Raw genomic sequence first — 21,428 nt, 5'->3', positions numbered from 1 at the left:
TGGATTTGATGAAGTTTGGAACGAGCGCACTAAAAGATGGGAATACAGAGACCAAGATAATCAAATAATGGCTTATTGGAGTGCCACAGAAAATAAAATTGTTCTGAATCCAGAGATTACAGCGATTGATTTTGAAAAACACAAAGGGTTATTTGTCGGCTGGCCAGCCGAGCAAGCAGAAGTGGCAGTTAAAGAGCAATGGGAAAAGAAGGGAATCCTATCTTTTCCCCTGCCTTTTGATCCGAATTCATCATCCGGATTGGTTGAGATAAATACTAGTCTTAAAATCCATCTATGTTTTCGCAACATAGAAGAGGGTATAATTATCAAAGCCCCATTTAGCGGGAAGGTGGAAAAATTCGGGACGACTAACTCAAAAGGGTTTTTGATTGTTCTCAATAATGTCGCACTTGACTTTGGTTTACCCAGGAGCTTTAACTGGGATAGTCTAGGAAATTATGTTAACGCGGGACAGCCAGTTTTAAGATTGACCAAGGAAACCCTACCTCCGTACTTCGCGGGGTTTGGAGAAAGCTACCAATTCGTAATATGTACTGTTAAACCAGACTTCTCCGAAGGTTACGATACTACTTTTATTAATCTCTTGAGGGACAAAGCAGGTAGGTTAGTATATATTAGATAATTTCCTCCTTCACTTGACAGATTATACCCTCATGGTATAGATTAAAATTAATGCTGCCCGATTCAAAGAAATTATTCCTGCTTACTAGTCTTTGCTTCTTAATTGTCCTTCTTTTGGGTTTTAATCTTGCTCTTTCTCGTTATGGCGCTTTTTGGCAAAAGCCCAAACCATCTTCTGTAATCGTTCTTCCTACTCCCACGCCATTTCTTTTGGCGTCGCCAGTAGAAGATGGGCTTCTGCAGACTATTCCCACCTCTGCTGCCGATTCTGACCATTTAGTTTTTTTCCTTCCTCCGGAAACGCCGATTTATGCTGTTTTTGAAGGAGAGGTTTCCAAAGTTGTGCCAGGGACTGAATTTGACAATGTCCAACTGACCAGAAGTGACGGTCTAACAGCCAGTTATCTTATTTTTGGCAGAGTTTTAGTAGGAGAGGGAAAGAAAGTTGCCGAAGGAGAGGTTATTGCTACAACCAAAAAGGGAGAAGGCCCTGGGTGTCTTTCTGGTGGCAACTTAGGCCTTTATCTTTTCAAAAATGGTGAGCCGTTGAGGCTAACACGAGAAATGTTGAAGACTGCCGGCTTAGAGAAAAAATGAAACAAATTTTAATAAGGTTAATATTCTTGGTTGTTTTGGTCGGGGTTTTCTTATTTTTCCGGCCAAGACCTGTTTTAGGATTGGTCAATTGCTGCGGACCGACTCATCCCGATGCAGGTTGTAGGTCTTCTGCCATTTGTGCCTATGATGTGAGCAGATTGTTGACCTGTTGCTATTCCCCCTGCCCATACGAAAATTGGACAGATACCTCTTTGAGTGAATGTCAAGCCGCTATCGGCTTTCCAGATAATACCTGTTGTACCAGTTCAGGTGGTTGTTCCAGCAACTGCGGCACTATTTCCCAATGGACCTGGTGCTATGGGGTATGTCAGGAAAAGGCGAACCCGGACTTCGAGGGAAGATGCTTATACCAATACCGCTACGATTATAGATCTTGCGGCGCATATGATAGTTGTACTGCCGCCCATCCAAAGCTTAACGCCGGAAGGTGTGATTCGAGCGGGTGTACAGTTGGGGGAATATATAAAATTTGTTGTAATGCCGACGGAACAGTGAATGGGAATTGTCAGGGCGGACAGTTTTCCGGCACTTGTCCGGCGGGCTCAACAGCAAAATTTTGCGGATTTGGTACGTATCCCTCTTGCGATGATCCAGCAGCGGTTTGTCGTGTAGGCGCTCCGACCCCGACGCCGCCTCCGGCCGCGACGCCGACGCCAATTTCCAGGTTAGGTGAGTTTGGATGATGTTTTGCGGCCGGAGAGGAGGTACGGGCATTTCACTACTTGACTGGTCACACCAAGAGCGTAAAATTGCGAACAGGGGCAGAATGTCTTCCCTGTCCTAAGGCGAAGCCAAACTGAGCGAGGAGCACGAGGATGGCGAAAGGAGTTCTGGTCGTTGGTCAATCCGGTGGGCCGACCGTGGCCATCAATAGCACCCTGGTCGGCATCATACACGAGGCCCTGGAACATCCGCAGATCAGTGCGGTGTACGGGGCGGTGAATGGCATTGAGGGCGTGCTCAGTGAGGATTTCATAGACCTGGGCCGTGAGTCGCCGCAGACCCTCGAGGGGTTGCGTCACACACCTGCCGCAGCACTGGGCACCGTGCGCCACAAAGTCAAGGAAGAAGAGTACGACCGCATCCTGGAGGTCTTCCGGGCTCATAACGTCCGCTATTTCCTCTACGTTGGCGGTAACGACTCCATGGACACAGCGCACCAGTTGCATCTGTTGGCTGATGGTGTGGGCTACGAACTGCACGTCGTCGGCGTGCCCAAGACCGTGGACAACGATCTGGTAGGCACCGACCATTGCCCAGGCTACGGCAGCGCCGCCCGTTTTGTGGCCATCGCCCTTCGGGATACCGGGCGTGACACGGAGGCCATGGGGCGGAGCAGCCCGGTGAAGATCGTCGAGATCATGGGCCGCAATGCTGGCTGGCTCACGGCAGCATCCGCCCTGGCGCGGGACGAGGAGGGCGACTCGCCACATCTGATCTATCTCCCGGAACGGCGACTGCCCAAAGAGAAACTCATTGCCGATGTGAAGCGCGAGGTAGATCGGCGCGGCTACGTGGTCATCGCCATGAGCGAGGGCGTGGAGGACGAGAACGGTCTGCCACTGGGGGAAGCCCTGGTGAGGAGCGAGGTGGATGCCTTCGGACATAGGATGAAAGGCGGTTGCTCCGACGGTGCAGAGATGCTTATCCGCGAGGAATTGGGGCTGAAAGTGCGGATAGACAAGCCCAACTATCTCCAGCGCAGCATGATGATCGCCGCCTCATCCGTGGACCTGGACGAGGCCTATCGTGTGGGTCGTGCCGCCGTGCAGGCAGTTGTGAGTGGCCAGAGTGACGTCATGGTCACTCTGGTGCGCCAGCCGGGCCCGGTCTACTATTGCGACACAGGCCTGGCCCCTCTGGCCGAGATCGCCAACAAAGAGCGCCGGCTACCCGACGAATACATCGCCCCCAGTGGACACGACGTTACGTCAGCCTTCGTAGAATGGGCACGACCGCTCATCGGCGACCCATTGCCACCTTACGCCCGCCTGGCGCGCATCCCAGTAGCCCCACGCACGAAAACAAAATAGGGGCGTTCGGTCGAACGCCCCTTCCTGCTCCGCGGCGCTTTCTCAATACACCAACAGCCCCAGAAGAGCCGCTGCGGTAATGACCAGGGCCGGGTGAATATTCGTGAAAGCCACGAGGAGGAAAGACGCCCCCAAGATGAGCGCCGTGTCCCAGGATTTCACGGAGACTGGGAACACTTCCCACACCACCAGCGCCAGGAGTGCTACCACCACAGGGCGCACTGCTTTCAACATGGCTGCGACTTTGGGTGAGTCCTTGTACTGCATAAAGAAGGCTGTCATGATGGCCATCAAGAGAAAGCCAGGCAGCGATATGCCCAAGGTAGCCACTATCGCCCCAGGCCATCCCGCCACCTTCAGTCCCACATAATAGCCCATCTTCACCACGATGGGTCCTGGCAACGCGTTGCCCATAGCCAGCGCATCTACAAATTGCTCCAAGGTCAACCAACGATAGTGGTCCACCACCTCCTCTTGCAAAAGCGGTATCATGCTCGGCCCCCCACCGTAACCGAACAGACCCACTCTGCCAAACGCTATTAGCAAATCCCAGAGCGCGCGCATAGTCATCTCCTTGCCCGCCTCATCCGATGCTCTCGAACGCCTGGGCTAAGTCGGCGATGATATCCGAAACATCCTCGATGCCCACCGATAAGCGCACTAACCCTTCGGTAATGCCCAATTTCGCTCTTGCTTCGGTCGAGAGCACTCGGTGCGACGTCGCCGCAGGATAAAGTACCAACGTATAAACGTCACCCAGTGTTGTGGCCGGTAAGATTAACTTCAGCGCGTCCATGAAGCGCGATATTTCTGCCCGCCCTGCGCCTCTGATTTCGAACGAGACCATGCCACCGTAGCAGTTCCCGGGGAACATTGCTCGCACCAGTGGCCACTGGGGATGGGTCCGCAGGCCGGGATAATACACACGCTCGACCTTCGGCTGCTTCTCCAGCCAAGAGGCAATGAGCATCGCGTTGATACTATGTTGGCGGACACGCAGGGGCATGGTTTTCAGCCCGCGCAGGGTCAGCCAGGCCTCGTTGGGGCCCAGATTCGCCCCGGTCAATTTGATTTGCTCCCGCAAAATCTTAGCACGTTCGGCATTGCAAGCCACGAGGCCCGCCATCACGTCGCCGTGGCCACCCAGGTATTTGGTGGCACTGTGCACCACGTAGTCCGCGCCGTACTCCAGAGGGCGGAATATGCAGGGAGTAGCGAAGGTATTGTCCACTATGAGAGCCGCACCGGCGGCATGAGCCGCGCTGGCCAGGCGTGGCACATCGGCAACTTTGAGCAAGGGATTGGAAATCGTCTCCACAAGCACGGCGAACGGTTTCTCCGAGGCGATGAGGTCAATCGCCGTGTCCGTGTCCGCAGCATCCACGAACTGGACCCGGACACCCAGCCTAGTCATGAGGGTTGAAAGGAGCACGTAGGTGGCTCCGTATACGTCCTGCGCTGCGACGACCGTGGAGCCCTGTTGGGCTCCCGCACCTAGAAGCGCGCCCAGGACGGCCGCCATCCCTGAGGCATATGCTACGGCTTCGTCTGCGCCCTCCAAAACAGCCACGGCCTGCTCGAGAGCAGCGACGGTGGGATTTCCGTAGCGAGGATAGACGTAGCCCGCACGCTCACCGGCGAAGATAGCGTGTAGGTCATCCACGCTATCGTAGAGGAAGCCAACTGTGTTGTACACGGGCGTACTGACGGGCATGAAATCTGAGGGCGAAGCGCGCTCCCCAGCATGGACTGCCTGGGTGAAGATGTCCAAATCTCGAACCCCCATATTGCACCCCCTTCGATGTACTACCACTCCGACATAGCATTCCACTTGGCCGCAACAAAAGAGGCCCTAGCGCTTGTATCCCGCCGGGGCCTCTTCCCTTTACCGACGCACCAGGCTGACCATCAGTAGCGCGATCATGCCGACCAGTTTGATCAAGATCAGCAGAGACGGGCCAGCCACGTCCTTCATTGGGTCGCCCACAGTATCACCGACGACCGCCGCTTCGTGTTCCGCAGCCTCGTAGTTATGGATTCCCCTAACTTCAATCGCTTTCTTAGCATTGTCGAGGGCAGTGCCCAGATTATTGAAGAACGGTCCCAAGAGAGCGGCCGAGGCAATGACCCCGATTAGGAGCGCGCCCAGCGCTTCCGCACCGAACAAAAGGCCCACAGCAAACGGGGTAGCCACACCCACGAACCCCGGCAGGATCATCTCTCGCAAAGCGTTTCGAGTGGCGATATCCACGCACCGGGCGTAGTCTGGAGCAGCCTTGCCTTCCAAAAGACCCTTGATCTCGTGGAATTGGCGGCGCACTTCATCCACCATCTGGAATGCCGTTTTGGTGGTGGAGCCGATCACCAGGGAGGAGATAAGGTAGGGTACGGCCACACCGATGAAGACGAACGCTAGGTTGAACGGATGGGAAACATTCATCGCATTTACCTGGGTTTTCTGGAAAAAGGTAATGAAGATCGTAAAAGCCGTGATGGTCCCCGAGGACATGGCGTAGGCTTTGGTAATGGCCTTCATCGTGTTTCCAACGGCGTCCAGTCTGGAGAGGGAGTTCACAGTGCGGGCCTCCGCTTTGGACATCTCGGCGATGCCGGAGGCATTATCAGTGATGGGACCAAAGGCATCGGACATCATGATGAAGCCGATCAACAAGTCGGTGCCGATGTTCACGGTCACGATGGCCAACAGGGAACCGCCCGACAACACATAGGAGAGACTGATCCCAAGCATGATGGCAATGATAGAGAGGAGCGGGCTCTGCAAGCCGTAGGCCAAACCCGTTAGGATGTTCAGAGCAGTGCTACGCTTGCAAGCCTCCGCCATACGCTTTACTGGCGCGCCGGTCATACCCGCGTAATAGCGCGTGGCGAACGAGGCCACGAGAGTGATCGCTATGCCACAGACCGCAGCAAAGAAAATAGCCATATCGTTGAGGAGGAACTTGATCAGGAAAAACGCGCCCATGAGACTCAACACGGTGTTCGTCAGTAGGCCGATGTTGAACGAGGTCGTGGGTTCCATTTCCCTCCGCCAGGCGCGAGTCATGGCGATCCCTGCCAGGGATGCCAAGACCCCTGTGGACTGAAGGGCAAGGGGGTAAAACAGCGCGCCGATGCCATATCTGGGGATCATCGTCACCCCGATGACCATTCCGGTTACAATATCATCGCTAAAACTCTCGAAGAGATCCGCCCCTCGGCCAGCGCAGTCACCCACGTTGTCCCCAACCAGGTCAGCGACCACCGCCGGGTTTCGCGGATCGTCCTCTGGGATTCTTTTCTCCACTTTCCCAACTAGATCCGCTCCTATATCTGCGGACTTGGTGTAGATACCCCCACCGACTTGGGCGAAGAGGGCAGCCAGACTGGCGCCGAAGCCGAAACCAACCAATGGTTCGGGCTCTCGAAAGATTAAATATAAGATAGAGAGTGAGATGAGACTGAACCCAGTCACACATAGGCCCATGATAGCGCCACCCAGGACAGCGATACGGAAGGCCATGGTGGGTGATTGGCGAGCGCCGTCGGCCATGTGCACGTTGGCACGGGTGGCCGCAGTCATACCCAGGTAGCCAGTGAGCAAAGATACCAGAGCACCCAAGACGAAGGTGAGAGTCACCTTCCATCCGAACATGAGGTAAATGCCTGCCCCGATGATAGGCATGATCGTGAGGATAGTAATGAATTGCCGGCGCAGGTATGTCTGAGCGCCGATGCTGATATAACCAGCGATCTCGGCCATCTTGGCCGAGACGATTCTGCCCCTCTGAATACGGATGGCAAAGTAGACGACGACCACGAGGGCAAGCGCACCGGTCAACAAGGGGTATGCCAATAGATGCATGCTCTCCGTCTCTCTTTCCGCAACAGAATGATCATCCTTGACTATGTGCTCTCTTCAATGACGAGCCGAAAAATGTTGAGGCGAGACATTCCACGACGCAGCTTTGTCAGCGCCAATGCCTCGGGAGTGGCTCGCCTGCTTATCATCAGTTGCCAGGAATCCTTCTAAAAGTAATATTCATTTTAGCCACTTTGTTGAATTTCGCCAAATCGGGGCTCACAAGCGGACGGGAGATATGGATGCGCTTTTCGATCATCGTTCCACGCCTCGGCGATGAATTAGTCCCGTTCCTCTCCCATGCTGTCACGCAGATAGGCTTCAATGAATGAGTCTAGTTCACCGTCGAGCACCGCGTTTGCATTGCCGGTCTCGTGGCCAGTGCGCAGATCTTTGACCATCTGGTAAGGATGCAGCACATAAGAGCGGATTTGATTGCCCCAACCAGCCGAGATGTGCTCGCCTTTCAGCCGGGCTTTCTCCTCCTCTTTTTTCTGCCGCTCGATCTCGTACAGTCGCGCCCGCAGCACTTTCATCGCCGTCTCACGGTTCTGCATCTGCGAGCGCTCGTTCTGGCAGGTGGCCACAATTCCCGTAGGGATATGGATCAGGCGCACGGCGGTAGCGTTCTTCTGCATGTGTTGGCCGCCGGCGCTCGAGGCACGGAAGACCTCCATCTTCACGTCGTCCGGCTTGATCTCGACTTCAACATCCTCGCCGATATCGGGGATGACCTCTACCAGAGCGAAGGAAGTGTGGCGGCGATGTGCGGAGTCAAAGGGTGACAAGCGCACCAGACGGTGCACCCCCCGCTCGGCGCGCAGGTAGCCGTAGGCGTAGCGGCCCTCGATGGTCACGGTAACGCTCTTAATACCTGCTTCCTCGCCGGGCGTGGAGTCAATGATCGTGGCCTTGTAGCCATGGTCCTCGGCCCAGCGCAGATACATGCGCAGGAGCATGGCCGCCCAGTCCTGGGACTCGGTGCCACCGGCACCGGCATGGATGGCGAGAATAGCGTCTTTGGCATCGTGTTCGCCGCTCATGCGCAGTTGGAATTCCAGAGTCTCTAATTTCTCCTCGATCTGGGCGGTGGCCGACTCGATTTCCTCGGCTATGCTCTGGTCATCTTCGGCGGCAGCCAGTTCAAGCAAGCCAGAGAGTTCCTTTACCTGCTCAGACAGCCCATTCCATAACTCCACATCTTCCCGCAGCCGGGTCAATTCCTGCATCGTAGCCTGGGCACTCTGCGGATCATCCCAGAAGTCCGGCTGAGCCGAGCGCTGCTCCAAAGCAGCGATCTGTTCTTGGCGTCCGGCGATGTCAAAGACGCACCATGATTTGTTGGATGCGCTGTTGCAAATCGTTCAATTTCTCGCGTAAATCGTCCATTTTTGAGAAGACCTCCTAGAATAAAGCGTGATGATTGATACGTGATACGTGATACGTGATGCGTGATGTGCGTTCGTTGGTTCCTACGATTTTTCGAATAGGCCGTTCACGAACTCGGTCGGGTCGAAGGGAGCCACGTCGTCTAACCCCTCGCCTGTGCCGACGAATAGGATGGGCAGGCCCAACTGCCGGGCAATGGCGAAGGCGATGCCCCCCTTGGCTGTGCCGTCGAGTTTGGCCAGGAAAATGCCAGTTACGTTCACGGCCTGGCTGAAATGCGTGGCCTGGGCTAACCCGTTCTGGCCGGTTGTGGCGTCGAGCACCAGGAGCGTCTCGTGGGGCGCACCGGGCAGTTCGCGAGTGGCGATGCTGTGCACCTTCTTGAGTTCCTGCATCAAGTTGTACTTGGTATGCAGGCGACCCGCGGTGTCCACAATGAGCACATCGGCCTTGCGGGCCAGGGCTGCGCGCACCGCATCGTACACCACTGCCCCTGGGTCTGCCCCAGGCTGGTGGGCGATCACATCCGCACCCAGCCGATCCCCCCACACGCGCAATTGGTCAATTGCCGCCGCGCGGAAGGTATCAGCAGCGGCCAGGATGACTGACTCGCCACGAGCCTGATGATAGTGGGCCAGTTTGGCAATGCTGGTGGTCTTGCCTGAGCCATTCACCCCCACCACCAAGATGACGGCCAGCGGCGGCTTCTCCGCCAGATAGACGTGTGAGCGTGTGTTCAGCAGGGCTATCATTTGCTGGCGTAAGAGAGTTCCGGCGTCGGCGGCGCGACGCAGATGGCGACGATTGACCTCCTCTTGCAAGCCCTCCACCAGAGCGACGGTGGTCTCCACACCGACATCGGCTTGGATGAGCAACTCCTCGAGTTCGCTATACAGTTGGGGCGTGATGTCACTGGCCCCGAAGAGCCCGGCCACCCGCCCGAAAAAGGACTGTCGCGTGCGCGCCAGTCCCTGCTGGATACCTTTACCTGGTGTGAACAATTGGCTCACCTACGCTGCTCAGATCTGTGTTCCTCTTCTTGGATAGCTCTGCACTATCAAAATTTGTCAGGGGAGCAATCTACAGGCACAACTTCAGCGATACACCCCGTCTATTCCCTCTAATCTTTCGATCTCGCCCCTGATTTCCTCGATAACTTCTGGATTGTAGATGACCTTCTTTTTCCCCTCACGCACTGAGATAATGTAGAAGACCTTGCCGCCATATTTAGCAGTGAATTTTTCGTGGGTCTGCTTCTGAAATTCTAACTCATTGATGATCTGTGTAATATAGGGATATCCTGCTGGTTTGATTTGAAGCCCGATGTATTTGTCTTTGACTTTGATGAAAAAATCCACATTGTATCCTCTATCCCACTCATCTGGCGCAGGTTCTATCTTAACACCCAACGCCTGTTGCAATTGCCCGTAGATTGTCTGTATCTCAGAGTGATATCCATCACAAGTTCTATTGATTACCAAATTGATCACAAAATCCACGCAATCCTGTTCAGTAATACTCTCGATTTCCGCCTGACATACCTCGCTGATTTTTATGTAGAGTTTCCGCCCTAATTGCTCTAAATGTTCTTTGGGATAGACATTCCGATAGTAATAATCCTCCCATTCTTCCAAAGACTTGGGCGCGCATTTTCTTATCTCTTCTGAAACCTTCCCCACATTCCTGGGTCTATTAAACTGCCAGCGCATGTTTGCTTGGTTCAGTATCCATTCTTTCGGCATCTATTCTGCCACCTTCTGTGACAAGAATCTCGACCTATATTTGTAGTCGAGGGAGATATCTACATCAACTAAACCATTTTTGATCAAATGGGCATTGAGAAAGGTCTTGTTCCGCAGGTAAAGATAGCAAAGTAAATTATTTTCTTCGTCGTATTTTATTGTGTCAAATCTCAGGAAGACTTTCTGTCCACGGGTTTTTGCACGTAAGAACTGAATTGCCTCCTGCCTCCTTTCCGGCCTTTCTCTCACCCCTAGTAGCCTGACCCTCAGTCCGTTATGCAAAACTAATATCTCTGGTGAGACGACTTCTCTCACAGAATAGCACGTTTCTCGCCCAGAAGAAGAACTGTCTATTTTCGATCCAAATTTCAACTTTCTCGGATCAATCCTTTTGTCAAACCGTATCGGATCTTTGAAGACATAAGGGAGTCTTTGAATCGCGTTTCTAAAGTCTGTTCTGATCTCCTCCTGTCTAATTATTTCAAAAATCACATCTCCAAAAAGCGCTCCCTGCTCCAGTCCAACCTTTTTCTGTATAAGTGGAAGAAAATCTTCATTAATCTCATATCCGATAGAGTTCCTGTTCAGATTCTTGGCAGCCAATGAGGTTGTGCCACTTCCGAGAAAAGGGTCGAGCACTGTATCACCAACAAAACTAAACATTTTTATGAGGCGCTTCGGTAACTCCTCAGGAAACATTGCCAGATGCTTGCCTTGTTTCTCGCCTGGAAAGTTCCAGTGTCCTGTGAAGTACTGATGCCATTCCTCTTCTGTCAATTTCGATTGCTCTCTAATTTCTTTGCTTACCCTTGGCGGATTTCCGTATTTCTTGAAGATTAAAATAAACTCGTAGTCCAGCTTGAGGATTCCATTTCGCGGATAGGGAAAAGACCCCATCACTGTAGCTCCGCCGGTTGTATGGCAAGTAGTAACTTTCTGCCAGATAATAGCCCCCATATAGTCGAAACCCGCGCTTTCACAAAACTTAATGATTTCCGTTCTTATTGGAATAACTTTGTACCTTCCGTAGTAAACAGAACGCGCAAACTGATCGCCGATGTTAATGCACAAACGGCATCCTTTGTGCAAAACTCTATGGCATTCACTCCAAACCAAATTGAGATTGTTGATATATTCTTCATAACTGTCGTTGAAGCCTATCTGCCTTCCATTCCCATAGTCTTTCAACTGCCAGTAGGGTGGAGAAGTAATAATGAGGTGGACGGACTCATCCGCTACCTCCTTCATATCTCTTGAATCGCCAATGATTACCTTATGCCAAGTTTTCATTTTATCGACTACCCTGCGTCTTGTATAGCCCAAACATAGTTTCTTTATAAAATTATAACATGGCATCGGCGAAAAACAAAAGTCAGGGGCCACCTCGCTCGCCCCTGACTATCACCTAGCACGCGTCTACGCCCGGCTTCGGCACACCCACCAGGTCAGCCCAACCAGCCCGACAACAAATGCCTTCTGAAGCCAAACAGTGGCCTCACAACAAGTTCACGAATTCATCTACGCTGAGACCTGCCTGCCGGATGATCGCACGCAGTGTGCCTCTATCCAGCTCTTTATGATCAGGAACGACAATTTGAGCGAAAGGATCATCCCGACGTAGGATGATGTGGCTCCCTTCTTGCCGCTTGAAGTAGAAGCCTGCTTTCCCCAATGCTTTGACGCACTCACGGCCCGAAATCCTTGGTAATTTGCTCATACCGCCACCAGAAGCGCTTCGAAGCGTTCTTCTGGAACAGGAAGATGATCTTCCTCCAATGCAGCAATGTACCCCCGAATTGCTTCTCTGATGTTCGCAATAGCCTCTTCTTTTGTCTTGCCCTGACTAATGCAACCAGGCAGGCTAGGACACTCAGCCACCCAATAGCCATCTTCGCCAGGGTAAATAATCACCTGCCTCATCCCCTCGCCTCCTTCACGCAACCATTCCTTTAACAAATTATACATGGCATCGGTGAAAAACAAAAGTCAGGGGCCACCTCGCTCGCCCCTGACCTTCGCGCAGCAGACGTCTACACCCGGCTTCGGCGCGCCCACCAGGTCAGCCCAACCAGCACAACAACCAACACCAACAGGACGACCTCCACCATCCGCAAAAGTGGTGTGATCGTGTCCTCGTATTGCACGAGGGCGTACTCGTGGGCAGGTGGTGGGACAGTGGGCACTGGGCCCGCGCCCCTTTCCATGGCCACCACCAGCAAGGTCGGCGTTGGTTGGGGCACAAGGGTGGGTTTGGGCGTGGCGGTGGGCTCAGGTGTCGGCTGTGGTGCCACCGATGGAGGTTGGCCGCGTTGGCCCTCGCTTGTAAGGGCAGCAGCCGTTTCCGGCGTGGGTTGCTCTGGTGATTCGCGGGCTACCACGGCGTACGTGGGCGTGTATTCGATTGTCTCACCGATACCCAGTCCTTCAGGCGTCAGCGCTTTCGCCCCCGCATCCACCGACTGTGGCGATGGCGATTCTACGGGTGCGTAGGCAACTCTCAATGTCGTATCGGGTGTGGGCGTGGGTTCTGCGACTCCCTCTTCACCAGCCAAGCCTAATGTCAGTTCGCTTGGCTCCGTCGGCACGGCTTTGATCCCGAATTCCGCGGGCTGCATTGCCACAGGCGCGGGCAGGGCCGCGGGCGCCTGTGGACCCAGCCCAAATTGCAGGAAAAGATCCCCCGACACTACCAGCACCAATAACGCCATCGCCAGGGCAGTTGCCAGGCGCAGGTAGCCGTAAGTCCATCCCAGTGTCGTGGCTCGTTGCGGAGCGGGCTTCGCCACCGGAATAACAAACGAACGCGGCAGCCGAACGGGCGGTAACTGGCGCAGCCAGAGCACTGTCTGCTCGAGAGAAGCTAGTTCTTCTCGGCAAGCCTCGCACGCTACCAAATGGGCCTCGACCTCAGCCATTCGAGCCGGCTCCAACTGTCGGTCCAAATACGCGGAGAGGTCCTCCCGATAGCGCTCATGTTCCGTTGCACTTACTTTGTTTGCAGATGGGGACATGCAAACTACCCCTTGTGTTACTTCGGCGATTCACTATGTAGACGATAACGGGCTGGCAGAAGTTCCCCCGTTTCCCGTAGATAGTCACGCAGGCGGGCGCGCCCACGACTGAGCCTGGATTTCACCGTACCGAGAGAAGTGCCTGTCACGGCGGCGATTTCCTCATAACTCAGGCCTTGGATGTCGGAGAGAATGAGGGTCACGCGCTGCTCGATGGGCAATGTGCGCAGTCCTTTCTGGATCTCCTGTGCGAGTTCCCGACGGATAGCGTAGTGCTCAGGGGATTCACGCTCGTCTTCAAATAGGGTGCTGTGATCCGAGTCCACGATCAGGTCATCGAGGGAGGTAGCTGGGCGGCGTTGCTGATGGCGAAGTTGGTCGTAGCAGGCATTGGTGACGATGCGTAGTAGCCATGCCTTGAAGGAGCCTCCGCGAAACTGAGCAATAGCCCGATAAGCGGACAGAAAGGCGTCTTGAGTGGCGTCAGCGGCGGCGTCTTCATCGCCCAACATACGATAAGCCACGTTGTAGGCCAGCCCCTGATAGATTAACACCAGGCGATTGAACGCCTGGGTGTCGCCCTTCTGAGCAGCACTGATAGCCGCCTTTTCGTCCACGAGCGAGTTCTCCGATACTAATGCGCTAGTGACGCGATGAGCACGATCACCGCAATACAGCCAAAGGCCGTTGACCTCTTCACACCAAAGTGTTTGACTAATTCCGCCGTTTCTCTTATACTATTGAAGGACGCCGAAGTGGCGGAATGGTATACGCGGCGGTCTCAAAAACCGTTGGGGGCAACCCTGTGTGGGTTCGAATCCCACCTTCGGCACCTGATTATCTTATCTCATTCAGGCTATTTTGACAAGTATTTCGGCTCAAGGCTAGGAGTCGGCTCATCATCGTGCGCAGGCGGGGCTTATTCCTCACGGGAGAATAGCCCCTTGTTTTGCGTCAGTTTAGTCTGATTCGGCAGCGCGAAAAGAAACAGAAAGGAGTCTGTCATGCCTCTTGTTACAAGCAAGGAAATGCTGCAATTAGCATTGGAGCGCCATTTCGCCATCGGTGCCTTTAACGCCAACAATATGGAGCAGATTCAAGCCATCGTGGAGACGGCTCAGGAAGAGCGCGCCCCCGTCATTCTTCAGGTAAGCCAAGGTGCGATCCGTTACGCAGGGCTGGAATTCGCCGCAGGGATGGTGAAGATCGCCGCGAGTTTAGTGGATGTGCCTGTGGTATTGCACCTGGATCACGGGACCGATTTTGACCAAAACGTGCTTTGCCTGCGCGCTGGATTCACCTCCCTCATGTACGACGGCTCGAAGAAGTCATTTGAGGAAAACGTGGCTACGACCAAGAGAATTGTCGAGATCGCTCACATCTGCGGCATACCAGTGGAGGCCGAACTGGGGCGTGTCGCCCGCATCGAGGAGGGACTTTCGCCTGAACAGGTGCATGCCCTCATGACCGACCCCGATCAGGCGGCCGAGTTCATCCGGCTAACTGGCGCGGACTCGCTGGCTATTGCTTGCGGATCGGTGCATGGTATGGAGGTTCGGGAAGCGGAGTTGGATATTGACCGCATCGTGGCTGTTCGCAAGGCAACGAATGTGCCACTGGTGTTGCACGGCTCCTCAGGTGTCACCCATGAGAGTATCTTGGCAGGCATTGAAGCCGGCCTCTGCAAGATCAACGTGGCGACCTATCTGAACCAGGCGTTTGTGCAAGGCATACATGAGGGGGTCAAAGCCCATCCCGACGAGATTGACCCGCGCAAGTACTTGGAGCGTTCCCGCAAGTTGGTGAAGGAAGCAGTGCGGGAGAAAATACGCCTATTCGGCAGCGCTGGGCTTATCAGCGCGGGCGGTGGCTTCGTCAGTCCGCCCAAACAATTCCGCAGCGCTAAGATTGGAGGGACTGAGGAATAGGCGGAGGAGGGAGTAAGGTGAGAGTCGGTATCCTAACTGGTGGTGGTGATGTCCCAGGACTTAATGCAGCCATACGGGCGGTAGCCCGCCGTTCGTTCGAACACGGGTTCGAGGTCTTGGGTGTTAAAGATGGCTGGAAGGGCTTGCTGGAAGGCATGATCGAGCCCTTGGGGATGCGATCCGTCTCTGGTATCCTGCATGTAGGCGGCACCATACTGGGTTCCTCGCGCACCAATCCGTTTAAGATCGAAAATGGTGTGCAAAGGGTCATAGACAATATGCGCAAGTTTGATATGGATGCCCTAGTGGCCATCGGCGGCGATGACACGCTGGGCGTCGCTGGCAAACTGGCTGAACTGGGTGCTCCCGCGGTGGGCATCCCCAAGACCATGGATAATGATGTGTACGGCACAGATTACTGCATCGGCTTCGACACAGCCGTGACCGTGGTGGCCGATGCGCTGGATCGGCTGCACACCACTGCGGAAGCACACCATCGCGTGATCGTGGTAGAGGTGATGGGTCGCTACACTGGATGGGTGGCCACTGTAGGCGGGCTGGCAGGTGGCGCAGACTTCATTTTCATCCCCGAGAAGCCCTCCAGCATCCAGGAGTGTGTCGAGCACGTAGAACGTCGCTTCGCCATGGGCAAGCGCTTTGGCATCATCGTCGTATCAGAGGGTGCTAAGATCAAGGAGATCATCTACGATGAGAAACAACTGGGGCAAGCCGATGCGTTCGGCCATGTGAGGTTGGATTTGCGCGGCATCGGTACGACAGTGGCCCAAGAATTGGAGAAGCGCACCAAAATTGAGACCCGCTACGTGGTTCTCGGCCACTTGCAGCGTGGCGGGTCGCCGACGGTGTTCGACCGCGTGCTAGCCACTCGGCTGGGAGTGCGTGCGGCGGACATGATTAAAGAGAAGAAGTTCGGGTACATGGCAGCCATACAAGGCAACAAGATCGTAGACGTACCACTCAAAGATGTAGTGGGGCGGATCCGGGAGGTAGACCCCGAACTGTACAATCTGGCGGAGATTTTCTACTAGTCTGAAGGACACAGGGGGCACGGCTTGCCGTGCCCCCTGTTTTTATTTCGGCGTCAGGACCAGCAACCCTTCGCGATCTTGCTCAATAACAGCGCGGTCGTAGAGCATGGGATGATGCTCGACAGCCTGCCACAACTTCACTTGGTCACCCCAGTGCGCGTGCAACGGCTGGCCCGACTGCCCGACGGTGTGCGCCGAGACCGATGCATTTAGGTTACTCAGGTCAATGATCTGCCGATAGGAAGCAAGCACGCGCACCTCGAACGGATCGTTCCAGTCAAAGCCCGCCGCGCAGGGGGTGAACCCAGAGCCGCGCGCTCTCACCCCCTCGATGTTGAAAAGTAAGTTCAGCGGCTTGACGCTGCCCACCACGTGATTGAAGTTGGCTGTGTGCAGCCGCCCCCACCGCCACTCTGAAGGCATATCCCCATAGCGCCGGCCCAGCAACTCCAGCGCTTGAGCGAAACTCTGGTGCAGGATATCATCGCGCTTCTCGACAGCCGGCGTGGCAGTGTTGTCCCACCAATGGCTATCTGGCTGTTCCATCAGCATCACCAGCACCCGGCTTGTCATATCACCGCTGCCGGTATAACTAGCGGTCGGGTCCAGACCCAGTTCATCGGCGAAAGTGTTACGAGCCAGAAAATAGAAGGTAGCGGCGAAGATAGAGGCCCCGATGCTGTCAATCTCGTCGCGGTAGTCCCACTTCGCCAATTCGGCCATAGCGCGCTCTTCCAGCCAGCCCTCCGGCTTGAGTTGCAGGATGTAGGGGGTGATTATAGAACCGGGGATGGAGTAGGTATCGGCCTGGATATCACGCATGTCTCGGATGGTGAGGCCACTGCGCCCCCGGATCTGTGATTCGATGCGCATCGCTCGCCAGGGGGCTGCCCATTCAGCGGAAATGAAGTAGGGGTAATAGTCGGGCACGACCTTGTTGTTCGCCGTCACAATGTAATGATTCGGCGGGTTGTATACTGAAGGTAACTCCTCGAAGGGGATGTAGCCTGTCCACTCATATTCACCCGTCCAGCCTGGCACAGACACCAGACCCTGACCCTGGGCGCGGATGGGAATGTTGCCTGGTGTTTGGTAGCCAATGTTGCCCTGCCGGTCGGCGTAGACGAAGTTCTGCGAGGGCACAGCCCAATAGCGCAGTGCCTGGCGGAATTCCTCCCAATTGCCTGCGTAGTTCAACATCATCACACTCTTGAACAGCATCCCACCTTCCAACGCCGTCCAACGCAGAGCAAGGGCCTGGTCTTCCACTCCAACGACTGGCGACATGATGGGGCCGTGCCTGGTGACGCGCACATTCAGTATCTCCGGCTCGCTTCGGCCTTTCACCAGAATCTCCTCGCGGATGACCTGCATATCCTCCCATCGGCCTTTGTACTCGTACTGGTTGGGGTTATCGGGGTTGATCTTCTCGATATAAAGATCTTGCACATCCGGTCCAACGTTGGTAACACCCCAGGCGATGTTCTGGTTGTGGCCGATGATAACCAAGGGCACACCCGGAAAGGAAGCACCGATCACATCCAGCCCCCCGCCGACCAAATGTACCTCATACCAAATGGAAGGGTTCTGGATACCCAAGTGGGGGTCATTCGCAAGAAGCGGCTTGCCAGAGGCAGTCATCGTGCCATCCACCACCCAGTTGTTACTGCCGACGCCTTCCCACCCGATTTGTAGAGTGTTGCGGACGGCAAGCCACTCCTCCAGAAGCGGGTCCACCAGACTGCTGTATTGGCGGGCTTCAGGCGGGATGATAAAAGGCCCTTGGGCTGGATACGGGGGCAGGAGCTCATGAATCTCCTCCTCGCTTAGTACCGTCAGCAGTTTCGCTCGCAGCAATTCACTGTCGTAGTTACCACTCAGATCCATGGCCATCACTTTGCCCCAGCCCAGGCTATCCAGGGGCGTCCAAGGAGCGGGCTTGAAGCCGAGCAATGTGAACTCCAAGGGAAGGTTATTTTGGTGAGTGCTGATAAAGGCATTGACGCCATCGGCATAGGCTTGCAATATGGCGATGGTCTCGGCGTCTAACACTTCCAAGTCTTTCTGCGCTGCCCGGTAGAGACCGATGGTGCGCAGGTAGCGGTCGCTCTTGAGGGTGGCTTCTCCCAGGACTTCGGAGAGGCGTCCCGCTGCCACTCGCCGATTGAACTCCATTTGCCACAGGCGGTCCTGGGCGTGTACGTAGCCCTGAGCAAAGATGAGATCGTGCAAGTTTTGGGCATAAATGTGGGGCACGCCCCAGCGGTCACGATAAATCTGCACGTCAGCCTGAAGCCCCGGCACTTTGATTGTGCCATTGATGGTCGGGTGGCTGCGGGTGATGAAGAAGTATGCGCCACCGGCCGCCACGAAAGCGATGATCAGGACCACGGCAAGCAATGTCAGGATAATACGTCGCAGTGTTCGCATATCCCCTCCTTTTCGTCTTGCATTTCTGATCTGCAATCAATGGCTCATCACTTCGCTCTGGGCCTTAGCATATCACATAAAGGGTGGGATGTCAATAGAGGTGCGAGCGGAGGGGAAATGACAAATGCGGAGGATACATTCGCATCTCCCATATTCTCTGAGCTTGATCTAACTGGGTACGGCGCTACTCACCACGATAGGTGTGCAACGCAATACTACACCTCGAGAGCAGATGGCACCAGGATGGTGAAACTGACAGCAGGCACACGGTTGAACAGAAGCACACCGTTGGTGGTGGTTCGTTTTTGATGCGCCCACAGGTCATACCACACGCCAGTATCGCTGCCTGTGGGGATTGCTAGGTTCACGACGGCGGATTTGGGGTTCAAGATGACAACCACCTCATCCCCCTCATACACACGCCGATATGCGTAGACTCCATCGAAAGCAAGTAGCGTCTCAAAGCGGCCGCGCCGCAATGCGGGGTGCGCCCGCCGCAAATTGATCAGTTTGCGGTACGCGTCGTAAATGCGGCGATCCCACCGCGCCTCGTCCCAGATCATCGTTCGCCGGCAGTCCGGGTCCATATCGCCACACAGGCCGATCTCATCACCGTAATAGATGAGGGGCACCCCTACGGTAGTCATCAGAAACGCCACGGCGACCAACAAACGATCCACGTCGCCCCGGACGACAGTGAGAATGCGTGGTGTGTCGTGGCTGCCCAACAGATTGAGCATGACGGGCGCCGCATTGCCCAGGGCTTGGTGCAGCATGTCTACCTCGAAGGCGAAGTCTTCAGCATCCAGCATACCCGCAACACAGTAGTCCAGGATCAACTCACGCAGGCGATAGTTGGTGATGCCATCAAATACATCTCCTCGGACCCAGGGACCAGCGTCGCGCCAGATCTCGCCGACCAGATAGGCCTGGGGGTTCACCGCCTTCACCGCAGCGCGGAATTTTCTCCAGAACGCGAGCGGGATTCTGCAGGGCGAGTCCAGCCGCCAACCATCAATCCCAGCCTCTTCCAACCAATACTTGGCGACCTTTAGGACATATTCCCGTGCCGGCCGATGGTTCAAGTTCAGTTTCGGCAGGTACGAGGCACCGCCACAAGTGTAATAAGAGAGCGGGCTGGCACGAATCGGATACGACCGCACAATGAACCAATCCGCATAGGGTGAGGCAGCACCTCGTGTTTTCACGTCCTCAAATGCCCAGAACCCGTCGCCACAGTGATTGAACACACCGTCCAAGATGATCCGCATATCACGGTGGTGCAATTCACGGACCAGTTCCTTCAGCAGGTCGTTGTTGCCAAAGGCCGGGTCTACCTCGAAGTAATCGCAGGTATCGTATTTGTGGTTGGTCCGCGCCCGGAAGATTGGGTTGAGGTACAGGGCGTTGACGCCGAGGTCCTGCAAGTAATCCAGTTTTTCAAGGATCCCAGCTAGATCGCCTCCGAAGAAATTGTCTCGGTTAGGTAGGTTGCCCCAGGGCTCTGTGCCGGGCGGGTCGTTTGATGGGTCTCCATTGCAGAACCGGTCCGGGAAAATCTGATAGAAGATGGCGTCTGGCACCCAGTCCGGCGCCACGGAAGAAAAACCTGCGTCGGTCATGATACTCCTCCTGCTGTGGTGCCATTGAGTTGGTCTTGCAAGGCCTCGCACAAGATGAGATACAAGGCGTGCGACCACAACAGTGGCGTGGCAATGGTGCCCCACCGCTCCAGCCAGACCGGGTAGTAAGAGGGGTCATTGAGGTTGACCGGCACTTGTTCGGGCAGGTCGCCACGCGGTGTGGCCTGTGCTTCCACCCAGGCTTGAATCGCCCGCGCGCGGTCCAGCTGCCCGTTCTCCGCGTAATACCAACCCAGCCACGCGGTCAACAAGATCCACTCCCCGCCCCCGTAGTAGGTGTCGTGCCGATACCGGTGTAGCCCACCACTTGGCGAGCCTAGTTCCTGTTCGATTCGCGCCACAGTGTCGCGCATAAGAGGATCTCCGACGTCAAGCAAGCGATAGGGGGTCGCTACTGCCAATAGACTGGCATCTACCTCTGGGTTCCCAACAAATTTCACCAGGTGCCCTTTTTGTACCGCATTGCCCAAGACAAAAGAGCGGATCTCCTCGGCCGCCTCTCCAGCCCTGCGATCACCCAAATGGTCGGCTATTGCTCGGAGGCCCCCATAGATGGCGGCTAAAGTGTAAGTGTGAATTCTATCCCCGTTCTCCTCCCAACAATCATAGCAAGGGAATGGCCAAAGGGCCATTAGATAATCCCTCACCAGGACCATAGCCTTTTGCCACGACTCAGGCATGGCGCAAGTTCCGGACATCTGCAAGTGCTGGATTATGGCCCAGAGCCAGGTGCCGAGTCCATCGAGTTGATGGTTAGCCCAGTCCCCTTCTGCCTCCATTCCCTCCGACGTGAAACGGGTGTGAAAGCACTCCTTTGCTAGTGGTGCAATACCTCGTTGGGCACTCTCGATGCATCGCAAGACCTTGGACTCGTAACGGAGAACTGTCTGGCTGGCCCATTCGTGAAATTTTCGAGTACTCTCATGCTCACCCACGAGATCCAGGGCGTAAGCAATGAAGGCCCCATCGCGGAACCAACAGTAGCGGTAAGGCGCAAAATTGGGAGACGCCACATACGCCCCGCTGGCGTCCTGATAACGCAGAATAACGGAGATGCTGTACTTGTAGAGGCTGGATTGCATAT

19 protein-coding genes and 1 tRNA gene are annotated in these 21,428 nt (G+C 55.1%); 6 read left to right on the top strand and 14 right to left on the bottom strand.

All coding sequences use genetic code 11. The features are described from left to right. The 3 genes from H5T64_11270 to H5T64_11260 form a co-directional block, all read left to right on the top strand. On the top strand, positions 1–643 hold a 643-nt coding region (locus H5T64_11270), incomplete at its 5' end, for a hypothetical protein (protein ID MBC7264917.1). 50 nt (positions 644–693) lie between these two features. After that, positions 694–1,239, top strand: coding sequence for a peptidoglycan DD-metalloendopeptidase family protein (locus tag H5T64_11265; GenBank protein MBC7264916.1), 546 nt, complete (start codon positions 694–696; stop codon positions 1,237–1,239). Positions 1,240–2,075: 836 nt separating this feature from the next. Beyond that, positions 2,076–3,293 (top strand): 6-phosphofructokinase, encoded by a 1,218-nt coding sequence (locus H5T64_11260; GenBank protein MBC7264915.1) that lies wholly within the window; start codon positions 2,076–2,078, stop codon positions 3,291–3,293. 42 nt (positions 3,294–3,335) lie between these two features. Here the strand turns inward: H5T64_11260 and H5T64_11255 are convergent, their stop codons facing one another. The 11 genes from H5T64_11255 to H5T64_11205 all read right to left on the bottom strand — a co-directional run bounded on the left by H5T64_11255 (position 3,336) and on the right by H5T64_11205 (position 13,911). Next, positions 3,336–3,857 carry a chromate transporter gene (locus H5T64_11255; GenBank protein MBC7264914.1) on the bottom strand — a complete coding sequence of 174 codons (522 nt, stop codon included), beginning with the start codon at positions 3,855–3,857 and terminating at the stop codon, positions 3,336–3,338. Between the two features lie 19 nt (positions 3,858–3,876). Next, complete coding sequence (locus H5T64_11250) at positions 3,877–5,079, bottom strand: PLP-dependent transferase (GenBank protein MBC7264913.1); 1,203 nt, start codon at positions 5,077–5,079, stop codon at positions 3,877–3,879. A gap of 99 nt (positions 5,080–5,178) precedes the next feature. Beyond that, entirely contained in the window at positions 5,179–7,155 is a 1,977-nt protein-coding gene (locus H5T64_11245; protein ID MBC7264912.1) for a sodium-translocating pyrophosphatase, read from the bottom strand. 278 nt (positions 7,156–7,433) lie between these two features. Continuing rightward, positions 7,434–8,541, bottom strand: a protein-coding gene (gene prfB / locus H5T64_11240; GenBank protein MBC7264911.1) for a peptide chain release factor 2 whose coding sequence is annotated in 2 segments (ribosomal slippage) — positions 7,434–8,474 and positions 8,476–8,541 — 1,107 coding nt in all. Because the reading frame shifts where the segments join, the coding sequence is not laid out codon by codon here. A gap of 83 nt (positions 8,542–8,624) precedes the next feature. Beyond that, positions 8,625–9,542, bottom strand: a complete 918-nt coding sequence (gene ftsY, locus H5T64_11235; GenBank protein ID MBC7264910.1) for a signal recognition particle-docking protein FtsY — start codon at positions 9,540–9,542, stop codon at positions 8,625–8,627. A 93-nt stretch (positions 9,543–9,635) separates the two neighbouring features. Then, the gene (locus H5T64_11230; GenBank protein ID MBC7264909.1) at positions 9,636–10,283 is read right to left on the bottom strand and encodes an MjaI family restriction endonuclease; all 648 of its coding nucleotides are present in this window, start codon (positions 10,281–10,283) and stop codon (positions 9,636–9,638) included. Beyond that, positions 10,284–11,573 (bottom strand): thermonuclease family protein, encoded by a 1,290-nt coding sequence (locus tag H5T64_11225; protein MBC7264908.1) that lies wholly within the window; start codon positions 11,571–11,573, stop codon positions 10,284–10,286. Between the two features lie 205 nt (positions 11,574–11,778). Beyond that, positions 11,779–12,000 carry a type II toxin-antitoxin system HicA family toxin gene (locus H5T64_11220; GenBank protein ID MBC7264907.1) on the bottom strand — a complete coding sequence of 74 codons (222 nt, stop codon included), beginning with the start codon at positions 11,998–12,000 and terminating at the stop codon, positions 11,779–11,781. After that, positions 11,997–12,203 carry a type II toxin-antitoxin system HicB family antitoxin gene (locus H5T64_11215; protein ID MBC7264906.1) on the bottom strand — a complete coding sequence of 69 codons (207 nt, stop codon included), beginning with the start codon at positions 12,201–12,203 and terminating at the stop codon, positions 11,997–11,999. The genes H5T64_11220 and H5T64_11215 overlap by 4 nt, the downstream gene beginning before the upstream one ends. A 110-nt stretch (positions 12,204–12,313) precedes the next feature. Continuing rightward, on the bottom strand, positions 12,314–13,294 hold the full coding sequence (locus H5T64_11210) for a zf-HC2 domain-containing protein (GenBank protein ID MBC7264905.1): 981 nt from the start codon (positions 13,292–13,294) through the stop codon (positions 12,314–12,316). Positions 13,295–13,311: 17 nt separating this feature from the next. Continuing rightward, positions 13,312–13,911, bottom strand: a complete 600-nt coding sequence (locus H5T64_11205) for a sigma-70 family RNA polymerase sigma factor (GenBank protein MBC7264904.1) — start codon at positions 13,909–13,911, stop codon at positions 13,312–13,314. Positions 13,912–14,043: 132 nt separating this feature from the next. On the opposite strand from H5T64_11205, the gene H5T64_11200 reads away from it, so the two are divergent. From H5T64_11200 to H5T64_11190, 3 genes are all read left to right on the top strand, one after another. Further along, a tRNA-Leu gene (locus tag H5T64_11200) sits at positions 14,044–14,126 on the top strand. Between the two features lie 172 nt (positions 14,127–14,298). Further along, positions 14,299–15,222 carry a class II fructose-bisphosphate aldolase gene (locus H5T64_11195; protein MBC7264903.1) on the top strand — a complete coding sequence of 308 codons (924 nt, stop codon included), beginning with the start codon at positions 14,299–14,301 and terminating at the stop codon, positions 15,220–15,222. A gap of 17 nt (positions 15,223–15,239) precedes the next feature. Continuing rightward, positions 15,240–16,271, top strand: coding sequence for a 6-phosphofructokinase (locus tag H5T64_11190; protein ID MBC7264902.1), 1,032 nt, complete (start codon positions 15,240–15,242; stop codon positions 16,269–16,271). A 42-nt stretch (positions 16,272–16,313) separates the two neighbouring features. Here the strand turns inward: H5T64_11190 and H5T64_11185 are convergent, their stop codons facing one another. The 3 genes from H5T64_11185 to H5T64_11175 all read right to left on the bottom strand — a co-directional run bounded on the left by H5T64_11185 (position 16,314) and on the right by H5T64_11175 (position 21,426). Continuing rightward, on the bottom strand, positions 16,314–18,701 hold the full coding sequence (locus tag H5T64_11185) for a penicillin acylase family protein (GenBank protein MBC7264901.1): 2,388 nt from the start codon (positions 18,699–18,701) through the stop codon (positions 16,314–16,316). Between the two features lie 215 nt (positions 18,702–18,916). After that, positions 18,917–20,299 (bottom strand): glycoside hydrolase family 13 protein, encoded by a 1,383-nt coding sequence (locus H5T64_11180; GenBank protein ID MBC7264900.1) that lies wholly within the window; start codon positions 20,297–20,299, stop codon positions 18,917–18,919. A gap of 20 nt (positions 20,300–20,319) precedes the next feature. Then, complete coding sequence (locus H5T64_11175) at positions 20,320–21,426, bottom strand: glycoside hydrolase (protein MBC7264899.1); 1,107 nt, start codon at positions 21,424–21,426, stop codon at positions 20,320–20,322. Between the last annotated feature and the right edge of the window lie 2 nt (positions 21,427–21,428).

Source organism: Chloroflexota bacterium (assembly GCA_014360825.1).
Classification (GTDB): Bacteria; Chloroflexota; Anaerolineae; order UBA2200; family JACIWT01; genus JACIWT01.
The sequence above is the reverse complement of the archived record's forward strand: the minus strand, read 5'-3'. Positions and strand labels throughout refer to the sequence as shown.